The following is an 18,568-nucleotide window of genomic DNA, read 5'->3' on the forward strand; positions in this document are numbered from 1 at the left end:
ATAATTATTTTATATAAAATATGTAAAAATATGTGTAAACATTAAGAAAGGTTTTATTTATTTATTTAAAAAAGAAATCATAAAATAAATAAAATCAAAAAAAGGAGTGTAAACTAAAATATATCTTTAATATTTAATGTAAAACCTTGTACTATATGTTCCTAGAAAGATAATTTTTATAAGAAAATCATGATCTTTGGCGAGTGCCATAAACATACAAACATAACACTTACTAATCTTTTTAAAAAATATTTGGAATAACGTATTGAAAAGTAAAGTAACCAATTAAAAAATATAAATGAGTCAACAAAATTAATTTTACAACGAGTTTTGATAATTAATAAATATTTAAACTTGATATATAACGATTTTTAAATGATATTTAATTAATAGAATAGATTTTTATAGAATTTTAATAAATAATAAGAATGATTTGATTTTGTACGAATTTTGTAAATTTATAAATAAATATATATGAGGTGTGGTAATTGTTTAGTACCACAATTTTGTCTAAACAATGAGATATTTCTATCTCATAAATATTATAAAATTTATTTAGAAAAAATTATTTAAAATATTTTTAATTTTTTTTAATTGTGAAACTTATGATTAATAATTTAAATCATACTTTTATGAATAAAATAAAAACTAAGTTTTAACTTAGTTTTTACATTCTTATATTTCCAGTAGTTCTTGGATAAGGGATAGCATCTCTAATGTTTTCGATTCCAGTTACATACATTACTAATCTTTCAAATCCTACACCAAATCCAGCACTTTGCATATGACCAAATCTTCTAAGATCTAAATATCATTTTAAATCTTTTTCATCAATGTTTAATTCTTTAACTCTTTGAACTAATTTATCATAATTTGATTCACGTTCACTTCCACCTACTAATTCACCAATTCCAGGAACTAAAAGGTCAAAAGCCGCTACTGTTTGATTATCATCATTTTGATACATATAAAATGCTTTAAATTCTTTAGGGAAATTAATTACAGCTATTGGACATTTATAAACTTGTTCAGTTAAATATTTTTCGTGTTCACTTGCAAGATCTAAACCAAAATAAATATTTTTTTCTTCAAAAATATCTTTAACTTTTTTTAATTCAGCTATTGCTTCTTTATAATCAACTATTTTTAAAGGCGATTCTAAAAAGTGCTCAAGTTTAGCAATTAAAGTATTATTAGAAACTGAATCTAATAACTCTAATTCAAATTTATGTTGAGCCATTGTGTTTCTAATTACTACTTTTAACATATCATCTGCAAGTTTAATTACATCATTTAATTTATAAAATGCAACTTCAGGTTCAATCATTCAAAACTCTGCTAAATGACGTTTGGTGTTTGATCTTTCAGCTCTAAAAGTAGGTGCAAAAGTATAAATTTTATTCATACCAATTGCATAACTTTCTCCATGAAGTTGTCCTGTTACACCTAAAGTAGCTTTATTTCCGACTCCAAAAAATGGATCTTTTTGTGAATCATCAACATTAAAAGTTTCTCCAGCACCTTCACCATCATTTGAAGTAATAATAGGGCTATTCATATAGTAAAATTCTCTATTAATAAAGAATTTATGTACTTCTTGAGCTAAAGTTGAACGAATTAACATAACTGCACGTAAAATGTTAGTTCTATGTCTTAAATGCGGAATTTCTCTTAATGTTTCAAGTTTCATTTCTTGGTTTTGGATCGGATAATCTTCATCAACATTTTTTAATTCGAGCAACTCATTTGCTACTAATTCAATAGGTTGTTTTGCATTAGGTGTAGCATTTAAAGTTCCTTTAATTACCATAGCAGCTCCAGGTCTAATGCTATCTAATTGTTCAAAATCAAAATCACCTTTAAATACAACTTGAAGGTTTTTAATGGTAGAACCATCATTTAGTTCAATAAAACGAATTTTTTTATTACCTCTGTTTGATGAAACTCATCCTTTAACTACAACATCAGTTCATCCGTCATAAAAAACTGGTTTTAATAAATATTTTTTAATTGAATTCATTTGTTCCTCTAATCTAATTTAATTTTTACTATTATTTTATTAATTTTACTTAAGTTTGAATCTGCTATTTTTGGAGCGTGAAATTCTTTTGGTAAAAATAAAGCAAAATATCCATCTTTTAAAATTACACTATTTTGATATTCATCAACTTTTACAAAAGCAACATCTTTATCTAAGAAACTATCTAATGTATTTTCTTTTGTAACTTTTGTATCATTATCAAAATAAATAATTTCATTACAATCTCCACCATAAAGATGAATATCAACAGTTCTTTGGTGAATTTCACCAAATTTTTCTTCATAATTTGACTCAAAATCTTTTTTAACTAAGAAAATACCATCCATTATTTCAGTCATTCCTGCTGAAATTTTATTGATATCAATTAATTGAATTAATGATAAAGCACGATTAATTTTTTGTCCATTAGCATCATCACTAAATTGATAATTACTTGCATTGATTATTTTGTCATAAATCATAATTTAAACCTTCTTTTTTTGTATAATATATTTTCAATTATAACATATTAAAAATAATATATATAAGCATAGTTTTATGCTTATTAATTAATATAATAATCAACTTAAAGGAGTATTATGCTAAGAATAATTGCTGGAAAACATCGTAATAGATTATTAGAACAACCTAGTAAATCAAACACAAGAGCCACAACTGAAAGAGTAAGGGAAGCAGTATTTTCTTCAATCCAATTTGATTTAGTAGATAAATCATTTTTAGATTTATTTGCAGGAAGTGGTGCTTGAGGACTAGAAGCTATTAGTCGTGATGCAAGTTATGTAGAATTTGTAGATAATAATAAAGAAGCATTTAATGTAATTTCTGCTAATGCTAAAAGTTTAAAAGAAAATAATTTAAAGATTTGACAAATGAGTGCTTTAGAATATTTAAAAAGAACAAAACAAACTTTTGATTTTATTTTTATTGATGCTCCATTTGAAGAATATGATTTAGTTAATCAAGTTTTAAGTTCAATTAACGAACTTAAAACTTTAAATAATAATGGAACTATCATTGTAGAAACTAATAAATTAGATCAAATTATTTTACCAGCTGAGTATGAAATGATCAAACATAAAAGATATGGAAAAATTGATATTTTATATATCAAAGAAAGATAATATGTCTAAATTAAACAATGTTAAATGTAAAGAATTAAGCTATGAAGGGTTAGGAGTGGCTAATTTAGATGATAAAAAATTATTTGTTTATAATTTCTTACCTAATGAAGTAGCTAATATAAATATCATTAAACAAACTAAACATATTTCTTTTGGTATAGCAAAAGAAATATTAACCGCTTCAACAGATAGAATTAATAATGATTTTTCATATTCTTTTCCATTAGAAATCTTAGATTATCAAAAACAATTAGAAGCTAAAAATAACTATTTAAATAGTTTATTTTCTAGAAATTTAAATCTTAAAAATAAGATCTTAAAACCAATTATAGCTTGTGATAATAAAAATAACTATAGAAATAAAGTAAGAATTGCTTTTGATACAAAAATAGTAGATAATAATCCAAGGTTAATCTTGGTTGAACATCAAGGTAAAAGTGAGAAATTGGTTGAATTAAACTCAATTAATCAAACTAATTTTATTAAACCTCAAGTTTTAGAAACTATTTTTAATCTCTTGCAAACTTATGTTAAACCTTCAAGTTATAAAATGCTTAAAGGATTAACTATTAGAATAAATCAATTAAATCAAATTGATTTATTAATTTTAGTTAATAATGATTTTGATTTACCTAAGCAATTAGTTTCAAATATCATTAATACTTTTGGTTCTAATAAAATTAAACTCCAAGAAGCTAAATTAAACCATAAAACTAATACTCAAAAAATTAAAATAATTAACAATATTGATTTTAAAATGCAATTATGCAATCAAAATTTTGCTATTGACATCAATTCATTTTTTCAAGTTAATAACTTTATTGCAAATAAAATGTTTGAATACATTCAAAATCTAACTAAAGATCAAAACAGCAATACTATTTTAGACCTTTATTGTGGTAGTGGTATTATTGGGCAATTAATTGGTTCTAATAACAAAATTATAGGTATTGATATTGATAAAGATTCAATTATTCAAGCTAAAAATAATGCTTTAATTAATAACAAAATCAATAGTAAATATTACGCAGGAGATGTTTATAAAGTTATATCTAAGTTAAATTTAGATCTTACTAATGCATTAGTAATAGTAGATCCTCCAAGAAAAGGTTTATCAAAAGAATTTATAGAATGGTTTAACTCTAATAAATTTACTCAATTAATTTATATCTCTTGTGATCCCAGAACATTAACAAGAGATTTAATAGAATTACAAAAATTAAATTATCAAATTGATTCAATACAACCATTTGATATGTTTCCAAACACTTTTCACTTAGAAAATGTTGTTTTAATTTCTAAAAATAAAATAATATAAAAGATGGATAAAACCAAAACAAAAAAGATGGATATAAATTCCATCTTTTTTGTTTAATTCTCTATTGATTCAATAGTATTATTCTTGACAAATCAAGAATAAGAATTATGAAAACAATTTAAAAAACATATGTCTTTTGATAAAGACATATGTTTTTTATTGGATAATATTTAAACTATCGTTTTCGATCACTTTTTTAACATATTTATCTTGTTTAATTTTCGATCATAAAAATAAACCAAAAAACAATAATGAAAGTGTTGGGATTAAAAGGAATAATGCAAACAATCCTTTTAAATCTGCATAAGAACCTAATGAAGTTTTTAACCAAATAGACACTACAACACCTAAAAATAGCAACAGTAGCACAAATACAATATTTAAATAGTGTTTGAAGTTTATTCACTTTAGTACATCATCATTTTTTACATCAATTAATTCCAAATCTTTTGATTTCAAAGTGAATTCGGTATTACTTTGTCTCATTAACGAATTAAAGAATTTATATTTTTGGTATGAAACATAACCTGTATAACCGTTATAAGTCATTATAGATATTGACAATATAAAAAACATTGCATATAAAATCATTAACTCTTTTGCAATTTCACTTCTATATAAAAGTGTCATTATTAAAATAAGTAATAAACCTATATTAAAAAATATTAATGATAAACTAATTAAATATCTTTGTCTTAAATGTGGTACTCTTAAAAATAAATAACCTTTAGAAACAATTGTTGTTTGGTTTTGATCATTAAATGAGTTAAAGATATATTTTTTATAATTATCAATTGTAATAACAGTGTAAAAAATATAACTAATAAACATTGCATAAAACATCAATGGTATTATTGGACTAGTTTTTCATGCAAGAAACGTAAATTGAAGTTTAGTATATATTTCAACGATAAATAACACCCCATAAACAAGTAAGTTTATTAAAGTTGCTACTCTAAAAATCAAATATTGTTTATCTTGATATTTGCTTATAAGTTTAATTATTTTTAAATTTATATTCCTATTAAATAGTTTTAACAGAATTCAAAGATTAGACAAACTCAATAACATCAATAAAGCTATATTGAAAATTATCATCCATCAAAAATCACCTTTTATTATTGTGATGGTTATTAAAAATATAGATATAGCTAAATTGATAAAGAACAAAATAATAGTTAGCATAATGTTATTTTTATTAATTAAGTTGTTTTTGTTTTCGTTTTTCATTATTCCACCTTTTTTATAAATATTTGATACACAATTTATCTACTGAATTAGATCTTTAAAAATACAAATCATACTTTAGTTTTTTATTTAATTTACAATGGTTAAATTATTAACTATAGTACTGGTTTTGTTTGTAATTTGACTTATTTATTTTTTTATCATTTCATATTTTTATAACAAACACAATACTATTACCCACAAATAAAACACAACTTAAACCAACATATATGATGAAAGATATTCCTTTTGAAAAAAATGATAAAAATAAAACCCATTCAAACACTGATAAGTGAAACATTAATATAGATAGTACAAAAAGAATAAATGTTAGTATTAAAATGAATCCAAATTTAAAGTTTACTCACCTTCTTATTTGAATATTGTTAGAATCTAAGTATTCTATTTTATCGTACTCAAAAGTAATTTCATTTTGTTCTACAAGAAACAAACCGTTTAAAAAATTAAATTTATTATAAGCACTTCTTGCTGCTCTAGCATAAAAATATCAACAAAACATTAACAATACAATTACAATGCTAGAAACCATAAAATATATATATTGAACACTTGACATAATACCGATAAATAATACAAAAATTAGCATAATAGAAGACCCTAAGAGTCCAAACATTATAAATTGATGTACATTTCTACAGCTTTGATTGTAATAAACTAGTTCTTCTTTTGTTAAGGTGATAGTATTTATTTTTTTATAAAATAATGGTAGAATAATATCCTTGTAAGTTTTCATTGTCATACAACAATATAGCAAAAATAATATAAATAATAAATAGTACATTATTGTTAATGTATCACTTGCTAATAACGCTCTTCTTGCAATAAAATAATTACTTAAGAATAAATCAGCAATATATAATAAACTATAAATTAAAAAACTAATTAAGAAACTTAATCTAAAAAATAAATACTGTTTATCACAAATTCTTAATAATAAAATTACAATTTTTGATGACTTTCAATTTTTAAATAAACTTAATAGCATAATGATATTAGGTCAACTAATGAAAACAGTAATTAAAACCCCAATTATTAACCATCATCAAAGTTTATCATCCAACTTAAACTTTTAACAATTTATAACGACTAAACGATTTTTTAGACCTTTGAAACACCATTTAAAGGCTATTGATCGTTTAGTTTTTTTATTAATTTTAGTACGTAATTTTCATCAATATCAAAGCATTCATAAATTCGTTTTTGTTTGCTTGTTAATCTGTATTTTCTTTTAATTTTTCCGTCTTCGTTTACCACAATATATTTAATTAGTTCACCTAAAATTGTTGGTAAAGTTACGTTGGAATCCATACTTCTTAATTCTTCGGTTTTGTGATAAATTGAAGATGAAATTATTGTCGAAATAAATCCAATTAACATCTTTGAGCTAAAGATACTTGAGTTAGTTGAATAGGTTTTGTAAAGGTCACATTGTGACTTTAAAACCTTAAATGTTTTTTCGATATTGTCTCTTCTTTTATAAATTTTTAACACTTCTTCAGGTGTTAAATTTTCATTAGAAACAATTACAAAATAACCAGATTGATCAATCACTTCTTGTAATTTTTCTTTATTTATTCCGATATTTGTAATACGTTTTGTTGTTTCATCAAATTCAATAGTTAAATAATTTTTAGTTTCTAAAAGCATTTGTTCATTAACTTTTTTAACGTTTGAAAACTGTTTCTTTAACACCTTTGCAACGTTTTTAAAATAATTAATTTCTCTTTCTGATTTTGCAGCACTATAAAAAATAAAAGTATTGTATTTTTTATTAATTGCTTTGTAAACAAATTCCTTAGATTTAATTCCATAAACATCAAAATCTTCAATATAGTTAGCTGTGTTTAAATAAACATCTTTCTTAAATTTGTTAATAAGTTCTTTGATAGTTTTGATGTAAGTTTTAGCCATACATACGAATTTATAACCTTTTTTATCTATAAAACTTAGGTTTTCAGCACTATAGTAACCTCTGTCCGCAACAAAACATAGGTCTTTAAAACCTAAATTATTAGCTTTTTCAACCACCATCGAACATTGTGTTTGATCAGTTATTGAACCCGGATAAACATCGTGAAAAAGTGGTAATCCGTAATGTTGATCATTTAAATAAACTACATTAATGATTGGATTATTTTCTTGATCTTTTGCATAACCATATTCTGCAATATCGATATTTGGAGAACTGAAATTGAAGTTTGTACCATCTAAATTTACAAATACTTTCTTAATGTTGTGTAGTAAAGACTGAGCGTGTTTAGCTCATTTTGTATTAAATTCAGCAATGGTTTTATCGTCAATTTCTTTGTTTAAAATGTTAGAAATTGTACCTTGTGAGGGAACTTTATTTAATCCACAATAATTGTTAAATGCTCATTTTTCAAAATGTTGAATTTTTGAATTTTTGTTTTCTAAAAAGTAGTATGCAAGTGCTTTTATAATCTCCGCTCTATCTCCAAAAACTTCTTCAAAAATCTTATCAAGTCCTAGATCTTCAATAATCTTTTCAAATAAAGCATAGTGTCCAAAATTTTGTGAAAAATTAAATTGTTGATTTTCACATTCATCAATTTTTTCTTTGTTTGGAAAGATCTCAAAGTATCTATCATTTGGGATTAATTTCTTTGGATCTTTTGGGTCAAGTTTTCCAATTAAAACCCTTTTATCAAGACTATACTTTTTACCTTTTTGATACTCTGAAGATATTGAAAAATAAACATATTTTTGATTGTTTTTATTTGTTAAAATTCTTGTTCTTGGTGGTAAGTCAACTGATGTATATTTAGCCATTTTTTCTCCTTCGATATAGTAGTTATATTATATAACTATTATATCATAAAAGTAAAGAAAAAATTCACGAAAAATTAACTTTTTTTGACAATTTTTCGTGAATTAAATCAGTTTAACAACTTTAGTTATAATTTGTTAAAAGTTTAAGTAATAAGTTTAATAACTAAAGCAAAATAAAAAGCATAGATTAAGTAATCTATGCTAATAGTTTAATTAAAAATGTAAAAAATGTATTTTGAATTGTAAGAATTGTTGGCGGGGGTTAAAGGAATCGAACCCTTATCATCGGTTTTGGAGACCACTATATTGCCATTATACTAAACCCCCATTTTGGTAAATTATTTACCAAAACGAAAGTGACATACATCACCATCTTTCATTATATAATTTTTTCCTTCAGAACGAAGTTTTCCAGCAGCTTTAGCTCCTGCTTCACCATTATTATTAATGTAATCTTCAAAGGCGATAACATCAGCTTTAATGAATTTTTTCTCAAAATCTGTATGGATAACTCCAGCACATTTAGGAGCGGTTCAACCTTTGTGATATACTCAAGCTCTAGCTTCTAAAACTCCTGCAGTAAAATAAGTTTCTAAATTTAATAAATCAAAAGCTTCTCTAGTTAAAACATCTAATCCAGAAGTTTCAATTCCATACATTCCAAGTAATTCAGCTTTTTCTTCTTCGTTTTCAACTTCAATTAATTCACTTTCTAATTGAACACAAATTGGAATGATTTTTTCATTATCTTTTAATGAGTTTTTTAAAGCACTAAATAAAGGATCATTTGCATAATTAGCAAATTGGTCATTGCTTAAATTAGCTACATAAATAATAGGTTTAAAGGTTAATAAATGATAACCTTTAACGTATTTTAATTCATTTTCATCAAATTCTAAATCTCTAACAGGTACTTCAGTTTCTAATGCTTGTTTAATTTTTAAAGCAGCATTTTGCTCGATAATACCTTCTTTATCACCTGCTTTAGCTTTTTTAGCAACCCTATTTAAAACATTGTTAATAGTTTCTAAATCTGCAAGCATTAATTCATAATTGATGATTTCTTTATCTCTAACAGGATCAACTGAGTTAGCAACGTGCATTATGTCTTTATTTTCAAAACATCTAACTACGTGGATAATAGCATCAACTTCACGAATGTTAGCTAAGAATTTATTACCTAAACCTTCACCTTTTGACGCTCCTTGAACTAATCCAGCAATATCAACAAAGTCAAATGTCGCATAGATAATTCTTTCAGGATTAATAATTTCTGCAATTTGTTGTAATCTTTTATCAACTAAAGGAACTGATGAAATATTAGGTTCAATAGTTGTAAAAGCATAATTACATGATTCAACTTGTTTTTTAGTAATTGCACTAAATAAAGTACTTTTTCCTACGTTAGGTAAGCCTACAATTCCTGCTTTTAATGCCATAATTTCTCCTTAATTAGTATATTATGCATATTTTACTAAAATTTAGCAAAAATAAAAATGTTTGTTTGACCAAACATTTTTTAGTTTTCTTTTAATCCAACAGTGTTATTTGTTCATAGTTCATAATAAAGTTGTTTATTTTTAAGTAGTTCCAAATGAGTACCTTTTTCAAGAATTTTTCCTTGATTTAATACTAAAATTAAATCACACTTTTTAATAGTGCTTAATCTATGAGCAATAATCAAAGTGGTTTTATTTTTGATTAATTTATCCATTGCGTTTTGAACTACAAATTCAGTTTTAGTATCGATATTACTTGTTGCTTCATCTAACACTAAAATAGGAGCATTTTTAAAGTTAGCTCTTGCAATAGAAATTAATTGTTTTTGACCTTGAGATAAGGTGTTACCTGAGTTTTTAATCAATGTTTCATATTTATTTTTCATTTTATCAATATGAATATCTAAGTTAGAAATTTTAGCTGCATTTTGAATTTCTTCTTCTTGGTTTTCGGTTAAAGTTTCACCATAAGTAATATTATTTTTAACTGTATCAGTAAAAATAATAGAATCTTGTAAAACATAAGATATTGCTTTACGCAAGGAATCTTTTTCAATATTTTTAATATCAATCCCATCAATTGTTATAGTTCCTTTAGTGATTTCGTAAAATCTAGCTAAAAGATTAATAATAGTAGTTTTTCCTGCACCTGTATGACCTACTAAAGCTACTTTTTGACCTGGCTTAACACTAAATGAAATATCTTGCAAAATTGTAATATCACCATATCCAAAACTAACATTATCAAAAACAATTTGTCCTTTAACTAAAGTTAATTGATCATTATTGTTTCAAGCTAGTTCATAATTTGGGTCATTTTCAATATAATCAATGATTTGATTATTTTTATCTAAAGATACTTTTTGAATTGAGATTGTTCCACTATCTTGTTCAATTGGTTGATCTAAAAGATTAAAGATTCTTCTAGCTCCTGCAAGTGCAGAAGCAAAAGAACTATAATTTAAAGCAATATCAGAAACAGGGTTAGCAAATGATTTAGAAAATTGTGTGAATGAAATCAAAGTACCAACACTTAGAGTAATAAAAGTTCAATTACCTTGATTTAAAACAATTATTCCACCAATTAAAGTAACAATTGCATATCCTATATTTCCAAGGTTAAATGATGTACTTCAAATAATTTTACTAAGCATTGATGACTTAGAATCATATTGATATAAGTTATCATTTTGACTTTTAAAATCATTAATAACTTTAGTTTGTTGATTAAAAATTTTAATTGTTTTTAAGTCATTTAACATCTCTTCAGTAAATGAATTTAATTTACCAATAGATTGTTGTTTAGATTTAAATAGTTTTTTAGATTTTTTGCTAATTAATAAATCAATAACAAAAATCATCATTATCATAGCAATCATAAATAAAGTTAATAATCAATTAAGATTAAACATTATTATTATTGAGCTGACAATAATAATAACTGAACGAATTAAAGTAGGAAAAGTTTGATTTAGAAAAACTTTTAAAGTATTAATATCAACAGTGAAATTAGATAAAATATCACCTTTTTTATTTTGATCAAAATAACTTACTGGTAATTTTTGTAAATGTTGATACATTTTGATTCTTAATTTTGACATTGTATTATAAGTGATTTTAATCATAATTCGAGTTTGTATAAATGAAATTAATACACTTAAAATAAAAATTAAAAATGAATAAAATAAAGTTCAATAAAACTTAGAATAAGGGAAGGTTTTAACTGTGTATTGATTTGAAGCTAAAAATTGTCCAATTATAATTTTACCGATAAATACTTGGTTGTAAATAATACCTGCAGAACTAAGTAAAATTAAAAATGCAACAAAAACTAATCATCATTTATTATCTTGTCATAATAATTTAATTAATCTTTTAGAGTTATTATTCATTATTATCTCCTAACTCCATTTGCATTTGATATAGTTCTTGATAATATTTACAATTTTTTAATAATTCTTGATGCGTACCTATTTGTTCAATTTTTCCTTGATTTAGCACAATAATTTGATTTAAATCAATAACTGAAGAAATTTTATGAGAAATGATTACTTTAGTTAAGTTATTAATTTTATTAATGCTTTGTTTAATTGAGTTTTCAGTTTGACTATCTAAAGCACTAGTAGCATCATCTAAAATTAATAATTGTGGTTGTTTAATTAAAGCTCTAGCTAGTAAAAATCTTTGTTTTTGACCACCACTAAGATTATTACCTTGTTCTTCAATCATTGAATCTAATCCATCATTTTGCTCAAGAACATATTGTTGGTACATATTTGCTTCTTTTAATACTTCAATCATTTGTTCATTAGTTGCATTAGGATTAGCAAAAAGTAAATTATCTTTAATGCTTCCGGAGAATAAAAAATTATTTTGAAATACTGCACTAATATTATTTCTTAAAGAATGAGGATTAATTTGATTAATATCAGTATTATTGATTAATATTTTTCCATCACTAGCAGGATAAAAATTAGCCATTAAATTAATAATAGTACTTTTACCGCTTCCTGTAGCACCTAATATACCAACTGAACTATTAAATGGAATTTTAAATGAGACATTATTTAATATTTTAGTTTTATCTATTTGATAACTAACATTAACAAATTCAATATCACCAATAAAATCAATTTCTTGTCCATTATTAGCTTCAGAAGTTTGATATTTAAATATTTCATTTACTCTTTTTAAAGAAGGTAAGCTCATTAAAGCTCGACCAAAGGTATTGATTAATCCAATTAATGAACCTGATACCATTCAAATATATGAACCAAAAGCAACTATAGTACCAATTTGAATTTTTTGGTGTAATACTTGCATAGTTCCAATGTATGCTAATGCTAAAATACTCATAAAAATTGTACCCATAATAATAGGACTAATTCATGAAATGTATTTATCTGCTTTAATGTTAGTGTCTTTAACATCGTTAGTAATTTGAGTTACTTTTTGATTTTCATTACCTTGAGCAACATAAGATTTAATTACTCTAATGCTTGAAATATTTTCTTGTATTTTAGAGTTATATTTATCATAAGTTTTTTGAACTTTTTTAAATCAAGGATAAGCAAATCTTATAACTATAATAAATAATATAGTCATTAATGGTAAGCTTACTGCAAAAATAGTTGATAAGCTTAAACTTTCATTAATTGAAAAAATTAAAGCTAAAATCAACATAATTGGGGTTTTAAAAATACCTACAATAGCTTGATTAAAAGCAAATTGAATATTATTAACATCATTATTGATTCTATTAATAATGCTAGCTTTAGAAAAATGATCAACATCTTTTAAAGCAAAAGTTTGCACTTTAGAAAATAATGAATATCGCATATTTCTAGCAAAACCTGCAGCAGATTTAGTTAAACAAACATTTGCTATGATGCTTACTAGAAAAATAACCAATGCCATTATTACTAATTTAACACCGTATTCTAAAGTTTTTTTATAATCACTATTATTTAGGCCTTGATTTATTAAATTTTTTAATAAAGTAGGTAAATAAACTTGGAGGGTAATTTCGACTAAACTTAAAATAATTCCAATTAAGATTAATCAACGAAATTTATAAGTACATTGTCAAAGAGAAATTTTTTGATTTTGTTTCATTATAAAGTTGTATAAGAAAAAAAGCGTTATAAACGCTTTTTAATTATTTATCTTGAACAGCATCTACTCCTGGAAGTACTAATCCTTGTAATAATTCTAAACTAGCTCCTCCACCTGTAGATACGTGTGAGAATTTTTCTTCCATTCCAAGTTTTTCAACAGCAGCAACACTATCACCACCACCAACAACAGAATAACATCCATCTAATGCAGCAATAGCTTTACATACAGCTAATGTACCATTTTTGTAGTGTTCAAATTCAGTAACACCCATAGGTCCATTTCAAACAACTGTTTTAGCTCCTTCAAGAGCTTTTGAGAATAATTCGATTGATTTAGGTCCTAAATCTAATCCCATGTATCCTGCAGGAATATCACCTTCGAAGAATTTAGGTTCTTCATCAGCGAATTTTGTAGAACAAGCATGATCAACAGGTAAAATAACTTTATCTGAGTATTTAGCTAAGAAATCTTTTGCTAATTCTACATAATCATCTTCTACTAATGATGTTCCAATTGTTTCACCTTTAGCTTTCATGAAAGTATAAGCCATACCTCCACCAATGATCATTTTATCAGCAATTTTTACTAAGTTTTCTAATACTTGAATTTTATCTGAAACTTTAGCTCCACCAATAATAGCTACATAAGGGTGTTCTGCACCTTCAATAGCTTTTCCTAATGAACTAACTTCTTTTTCCATTAAGTATCCTAAAGCTGATTCTTTAATGTTTTTAGCAATACCAACGTTTGAAGCGTGAGCTCTATGTGCTGTACCAAAAGCATCATTAATAAATACATCTCCTAAAGAAGCTCAGTATTTACCTAATTCTGGATCATTTTTGCTTTCAGCTTTGTTGTTTAAATCTTCAAAACGTGTGTTTTCAACTAAAACAACTACACCATCTTTCATTTCATCAATAGTTTTTTCTAATAATTCACCACGTGTTTGGTTTACAAAAACAACAGGTGATCCTAATTGATTAGCTAATTCTACAGCAACTGGTTTAAGTGATTTTGATAATTTATCTTCTTCACTTTTAACTCTACCTAAGTGAGAAAATAAGATTGGTTTTCCACCTTCTGCAAGAATTTTTTTAATTGTTGGTAAAGCAGCTGTAATTCTTTTGGTTGAAGTAATAACACCATCTTTAACTGGTACATTAAAGTCAACTCTAACTAAAACTTTTTTACCTGATAAAACAACATCATCAATTGTTTTTTTCATAATAAATTACTCCTTAAAATATTTAATTTTTAAAAATTATAACACTTATAATAAACATTTTATGATTAAATAAATTTAAAATTTTTATACTTTAAAATAGTATTTTAAATAATTAAATTTATTAAAAATACTTAAAAAGTTGCATTAATCGCTTAAAAAATATATTTCATTAATATTATTAAATATGGTAAAATAAAAAAACTATGCTGCTTATTTTAATAAGTAGCTATGTTTTAAATGTGGTATAATTATCATAGTATTTTTAAACTACACAATCAAGTAGAAAGGTTTGTTTTATGAAAGAAATTACAGTTAAAATTATTGATCCTGTAGGTATTCACGCTCGTCCAGCAACAATGTTAACAGGTGCTGCTACAAAATTCAAATCAGAATGCAAAATAATTACAGGACAAAAAGAAGCTAACCTTAAGTCAATTATGAACGTTATGGCTTTAGGTGTTAAATGTGGTACAGATATCACTATTAGAGTAAATGGTGAAGATGAAGATGCTGCATTAGAAAACATTGAAAAAGTTTTAAAAGACAACAATTTAATTTAATTATCATAAACTACCTTCAAGGTAGTTTTATTTTAAAAAAATGTAATAAAAAAACTACCTAGAAGGTAGATATGGTGCCCAAGACAGGACTTGAACCTGCACGGATTGCTCCACTAGATCCTTAGTCTAGCGTGTCTGCCAATTTCACCACTCGGGCAATTGATATTATTATACCATTATATTTAATAGTTCAAAACTATTAAAACAAATAATGATAGTAATTTTAATACTATATTTAATTACTTAATTTTTATAACTCAAATACTTAAAATTAAGTAATTAAATATTAAATAAAAATGAATTAAAAGTATAATTTAAAATAAATTATGAACAAGAATTTAGCTAATCAACTTCGACCTAACAAGATCGATGATATTGTCGGTCAAACTCATGTTAAAAAGTTATTAAAACAAGTTGTAAAAAACAACCTTACAACTAGTTTTTTATTTTTCGGTGAAAGCGGTATTGGCAAAACCACTGCAGCAATGTGCTTAGCTAATGAGATGAATTTAAATTGAGGTTATTTTAATGCTAGTGTGGATGCTAAAAATAAATTAATTGAAATTTTAGATAATTGTGATGTAGTAATTATTGATGAAATTCATCGTTTAAATAAGGATAAACAAGATATTTTGCTTTCTTATTTAGAATTTGACAAAATCATAGTTTATGCAACAACTACTGAAAACCCATATTTTAAAGTAGTTCCTGCTTTAAGAAGTAGAATGCAAATTTTAGAATTATATAAATTAAGTATCAATGATATAGTAGATGGTTTAAGAAAAATAATTGATCAAAATTTTAACAATCTAAATATCAGCGATAAAATGCTAATTGAATTAGCTAATTATTCTGCAGGAGATTATCGTTCTAGCATTAATAATTTACAAATGTTAGCTTTGTTAAAATCAAATAATGAACCAGTATCTTTAGCCGATTTAAAAGATATTATTCCTAATATTAATTTTTATAGTGATGCAAATTCAACAGCTCATTATGATAATTTATCAGCTTTTCATAAATCTTTAAGAGGAAGTGATTATAATGCTGCTTTATATTATGGTTTATTGATTTTAAAAAGTGGTGATTATGATGGTTTATTTCGTAGAATGCTTTGTGTAGCTTATGAAGATATTGGATTGGCCTCTATTGGAATTGGATCTAGAGTCGAAAATGCAATTAAAGCTTATGAAAGATTAGGAATGCCTGAAGGAAAATTACCTATAACTTATGCAATTATGGATTTAGCTTTAGCTCCTAAATCTAATTCAGTTTATCAAGCAATTAATCAAGTTGAGCAAGTATTAAATCAAGGTCAAATTTATCAAGTTCCTAAACATTTAAAAGATGCTCATTATAATAGTGCTAAAAAATTAGGATATGGATTAGAATATTTATATCCACATGATTATCCTAACAATTACATTAAACAAGATTATTTACCTAAGGAATTACTAAATTATCAATTTTTTGAATTTGGTGATAATTTAGTTGAAAAAAAATTAAAGCAATATTGAACTAATATTAAAAAAGGAGATAAAGATGAAGTTTAATTTAGAAACAATTAATACTTTAGAAGATTTAAAACAAATTAAAGCTAAAGTATATTCAAATGATGGAGAAATATTTCAATTACAACAACAATTAAAATCTGCACCAGTAGATCAAAAAAAAGCTATTGGACAACAAATTAATGTTTTAAAACAAGAGTACCAAAAATTCTTTGATCTAGCTGAAGCTAGAATCAAAGAATTAGAAATTAATCGTAAAATTAATTCTGAATTTATTGATGTAACTACACCAGTATTAAAAACCGCTTCATTAAATCCTATTACAATTATTGAAGAAAGAATGAAAGATTGATTTCTTGCTCATGGATATTATCAAGAAGAAATGGGTGAAATTGTTTCAGATTTATATAACTTTGAACGTCTAAATATTGCAAAAGATCACCCTGCTAGAGCTATGCATGATTCATTATATTTAAATGCAACTACTTTATTAAGAACTCACAACACAGGAATTACAGCTAAAGTTTTAGAAGATAATAAAAACAAAGTAATATCAACTTTTGCAATAGGTAAAGTTTATCGTAATGATGAAGATGATGCAACTCATAGTCATCAATTTACTCAAGTAGATTTTGTAAGTGTTGGAAAAGTTAGTTTTTCTAATTTAATTTGAACTTTAAAATCATTATTATCTTATGTTTTAGAAGCAGAAATTGAAATTAGATTAAGACCTAGTTATTTCCCTTTTACTGAACCTAGTGTTGAAGTTGATATGTTTTACAATAATAGATGAATTGAAGTTTTAGGTGCAGGAATGCTTCATCCACAAGTGTTAAAACTTGCAGGATATTCAAACGAATACAATGGATTTGCAGCAGGAATAGGAATTGAAAGAATTACAATGATTAAATATGGATTTAGTGATATTAGAGATTTATATAAAAATGATTTAAGAATAATGGAGCAATTTAGAAATGAAAGATAGTTTTTTAAAAATATTACAACAAGAAGGTCAAAAAGAATATTTCACTAATATTTTAAATTCCCTAAAAGCTGCTGAAATTGCAGGATTAGAAGTTTATCCACATCAAATGGATTTATTTAAAGCGTTTGAATTTTTCCAAACCAATGAAACTAAAGTTATTTTTCTAGGTCAAGATCCATATCATACTAAAGGTGTTGCTGATGGTTTGAGTTTTAGTACCAAAAGTAATAAAACTCCACCAAGTTTAAATAATATCTTTAAAGAATTAAAGAAAGATTATCCTAAAACTAAAATTGAAACTAATGATTTAACCGCTTGAGCTAAACAAGGAGTTTTATTATTAAATACTAGCTTATCCGTGATTGCAAATAAACCTAATTCTCATAGTAAAATCGGTTGAAAAACTTTTACTTTAGAAGTAATAAAGCAGGTTCTATTAGCTAATCCTAATGTTATTGTGGTGCTTTTAGGAAAAGAAGCTCAATCATTTGTTAAAAGTTTAAATATTCCAAGTCAAAATAAAATTGAACTATCTCATCCAAGTCCATTTAGTTATAAAAAAGGATTTGAAAATAGTGGATTATTCAAATTAATTAATAAAAAATTAAAACAAACTCATCAAACACCAATTAAATGAGATTTAAAGAAATAA

At 24.7% G+C, this 18,568-nt stretch carries 14 protein-coding genes and 2 tRNA genes; 6 read left to right on the top strand and 10 right to left on the bottom strand.

The genetic code is table 4. The features are described 5' to 3' along the window. Positions 1-667: 667 nt before the first annotated feature. On the bottom strand, positions 668-2,020 hold the full coding sequence (asnS, locus tag GE118_RS02185) for an asparagine--tRNA ligase (RefSeq protein WP_158763820.1): 1,353 nt from the start codon (positions 2,018-2,020) through the stop codon (positions 668-670). 8 nt (positions 2,021-2,028) lie between these two features. Beyond that, positions 2,029-2,502, bottom strand: coding sequence for a YhcH/YjgK/YiaL family protein (locus GE118_RS02190; protein ID WP_158763821.1), 474 nt, complete (start codon positions 2,500-2,502; stop codon positions 2,029-2,031). Between the two features lie 117 nt (positions 2,503-2,619). Here GE118_RS02190 and rsmD point away from each other — a divergent pair, with 117 nt between their 5' ends. After that, on the top strand, positions 2,620-3,162 hold the full coding sequence (rsmD, locus tag GE118_RS02195; RefSeq protein WP_158763822.1) for a 16S rRNA (guanine(966)-N(2))-methyltransferase RsmD: 543 nt from the start codon (positions 2,620-2,622) through the stop codon (positions 3,160-3,162). A gap of 1 nt (position 3,163) precedes the next feature. Further along, a complete protein-coding gene (gene rlmD / locus GE118_RS02200; RefSeq protein WP_158763823.1) occupies positions 3,164-4,480 on the top strand; it encodes a 23S rRNA (uracil(1939)-C(5))-methyltransferase RlmD in 1,317 nt (438 codons plus the stop codon). A 156-nt stretch (positions 4,481-4,636) separates the two neighbouring features. Here rlmD and GE118_RS02205 read toward each other — a convergent pair whose 3' ends face one another. The 7 genes from GE118_RS02205 to GE118_RS02235 all read right to left on the bottom strand — a co-directional run bounded on the left by GE118_RS02205 (position 4,637) and on the right by GE118_RS02235 (position 14,860). After that, positions 4,637-5,710: a hypothetical protein gene (locus GE118_RS02205; protein WP_158763824.1), complete on the bottom strand. Its 1,074-nt coding sequence runs from the start codon at positions 5,708-5,710 to the stop codon at positions 4,637-4,639. A 1,143-nt stretch (positions 5,711-6,853) separates the two neighbouring features. Next, on the bottom strand, positions 6,854-8,518 hold the full coding sequence (locus GE118_RS02210) for an IS1634 family transposase (RefSeq protein ID WP_158763451.1): 1,665 nt from the start codon (positions 8,516-8,518) through the stop codon (positions 6,854-6,856). A gap of 253 nt (positions 8,519-8,771) precedes the next feature. Beyond that, a tRNA-Trp gene (locus tag GE118_RS02215) sits at positions 8,772-8,845 on the bottom strand. A gap of 11 nt (positions 8,846-8,856) precedes the next feature. Further along, the gene (gene ychF, locus GE118_RS02220; RefSeq protein WP_158763825.1) at positions 8,857-9,957 is read right to left on the bottom strand and encodes a redox-regulated ATPase YchF; all 1,101 of its coding nucleotides are present in this window, start codon (positions 9,955-9,957) and stop codon (positions 8,857-8,859) included. Between the two features lie 80 nt (positions 9,958-10,037). Further along, complete coding sequence (locus GE118_RS02225; RefSeq protein WP_158763826.1) at positions 10,038-11,909, bottom strand: ABC transporter ATP-binding protein; 1,872 nt, start codon at positions 11,907-11,909, stop codon at positions 10,038-10,040. After that, positions 11,902-13,632 carry an ABC transporter ATP-binding protein gene (locus GE118_RS02230; protein ID WP_158763827.1) on the bottom strand — a complete coding sequence of 577 codons (1,731 nt, stop codon included), beginning with the start codon at positions 13,630-13,632 and terminating at the stop codon, positions 11,902-11,904. The genes GE118_RS02225 and GE118_RS02230 overlap by 8 nt, the downstream gene beginning before the upstream one ends. A 43-nt stretch (positions 13,633-13,675) precedes the next feature. Continuing rightward, entirely contained in the window at positions 13,676-14,860 is a 1,185-nt protein-coding gene (locus GE118_RS02235; protein ID WP_158763828.1) for a phosphoglycerate kinase, read from the bottom strand. Between the two features lie 296 nt (positions 14,861-15,156). Here GE118_RS02235 and GE118_RS02240 point away from each other — a divergent pair, with 296 nt between their 5' ends. Then, a complete protein-coding gene (locus tag GE118_RS02240; protein ID WP_158763829.1) occupies positions 15,157-15,420 on the top strand; it encodes an HPr family phosphocarrier protein in 264 nt (87 codons plus the stop codon). A gap of 72 nt (positions 15,421-15,492) precedes the next feature. On the opposite strand, the gene GE118_RS02245 is transcribed toward GE118_RS02240, so the two are convergent. Further along, positions 15,493-15,577: transfer RNA gene (locus tag GE118_RS02245), tRNA-Leu, on the bottom strand. 169 nt (positions 15,578-15,746) lie between these two features. Here GE118_RS02245 and GE118_RS02250 point away from each other — a divergent pair. Genes GE118_RS02250 through GE118_RS02260 form a run of 3 tightly spaced genes read left to right on the top strand, consistent with a single transcriptional unit; the run spans position 15,747 to position 18,568 of the window. Then, positions 15,747-16,973 carry a replication-associated recombination protein A gene (locus GE118_RS02250; RefSeq protein WP_370452021.1) on the top strand — a complete coding sequence of 409 codons (1,227 nt, stop codon included), beginning with the start codon at positions 15,747-15,749 and terminating at the stop codon, positions 16,971-16,973. Further along, the gene (gene pheS / locus GE118_RS02255; protein WP_158763830.1) at positions 16,963-17,916 is read left to right on the top strand and encodes a phenylalanine--tRNA ligase subunit alpha; all 954 of its coding nucleotides are present in this window, start codon (positions 16,963-16,965) and stop codon (positions 17,914-17,916) included. The genes GE118_RS02250 and pheS overlap by 11 nt, the downstream gene beginning before the upstream one ends. Next, complete coding sequence (locus GE118_RS02260) at positions 17,906-18,568, top strand: uracil-DNA glycosylase (RefSeq protein WP_158763831.1); 663 nt, start codon at positions 17,906-17,908, stop codon at positions 18,566-18,568. Before pheS ends, GE118_RS02260 begins: the two co-directional genes overlap by 11 nt.

It is taken from the genome of Mycoplasma sp. NEAQ87857 (genome assembly GCF_009792315.1).
In the GTDB taxonomy this organism is placed as follows: domain Bacteria; phylum Bacillota_I; class Bacilli_A; order Mycoplasmatales; family Metamycoplasmataceae; genus Mycoplasmopsis.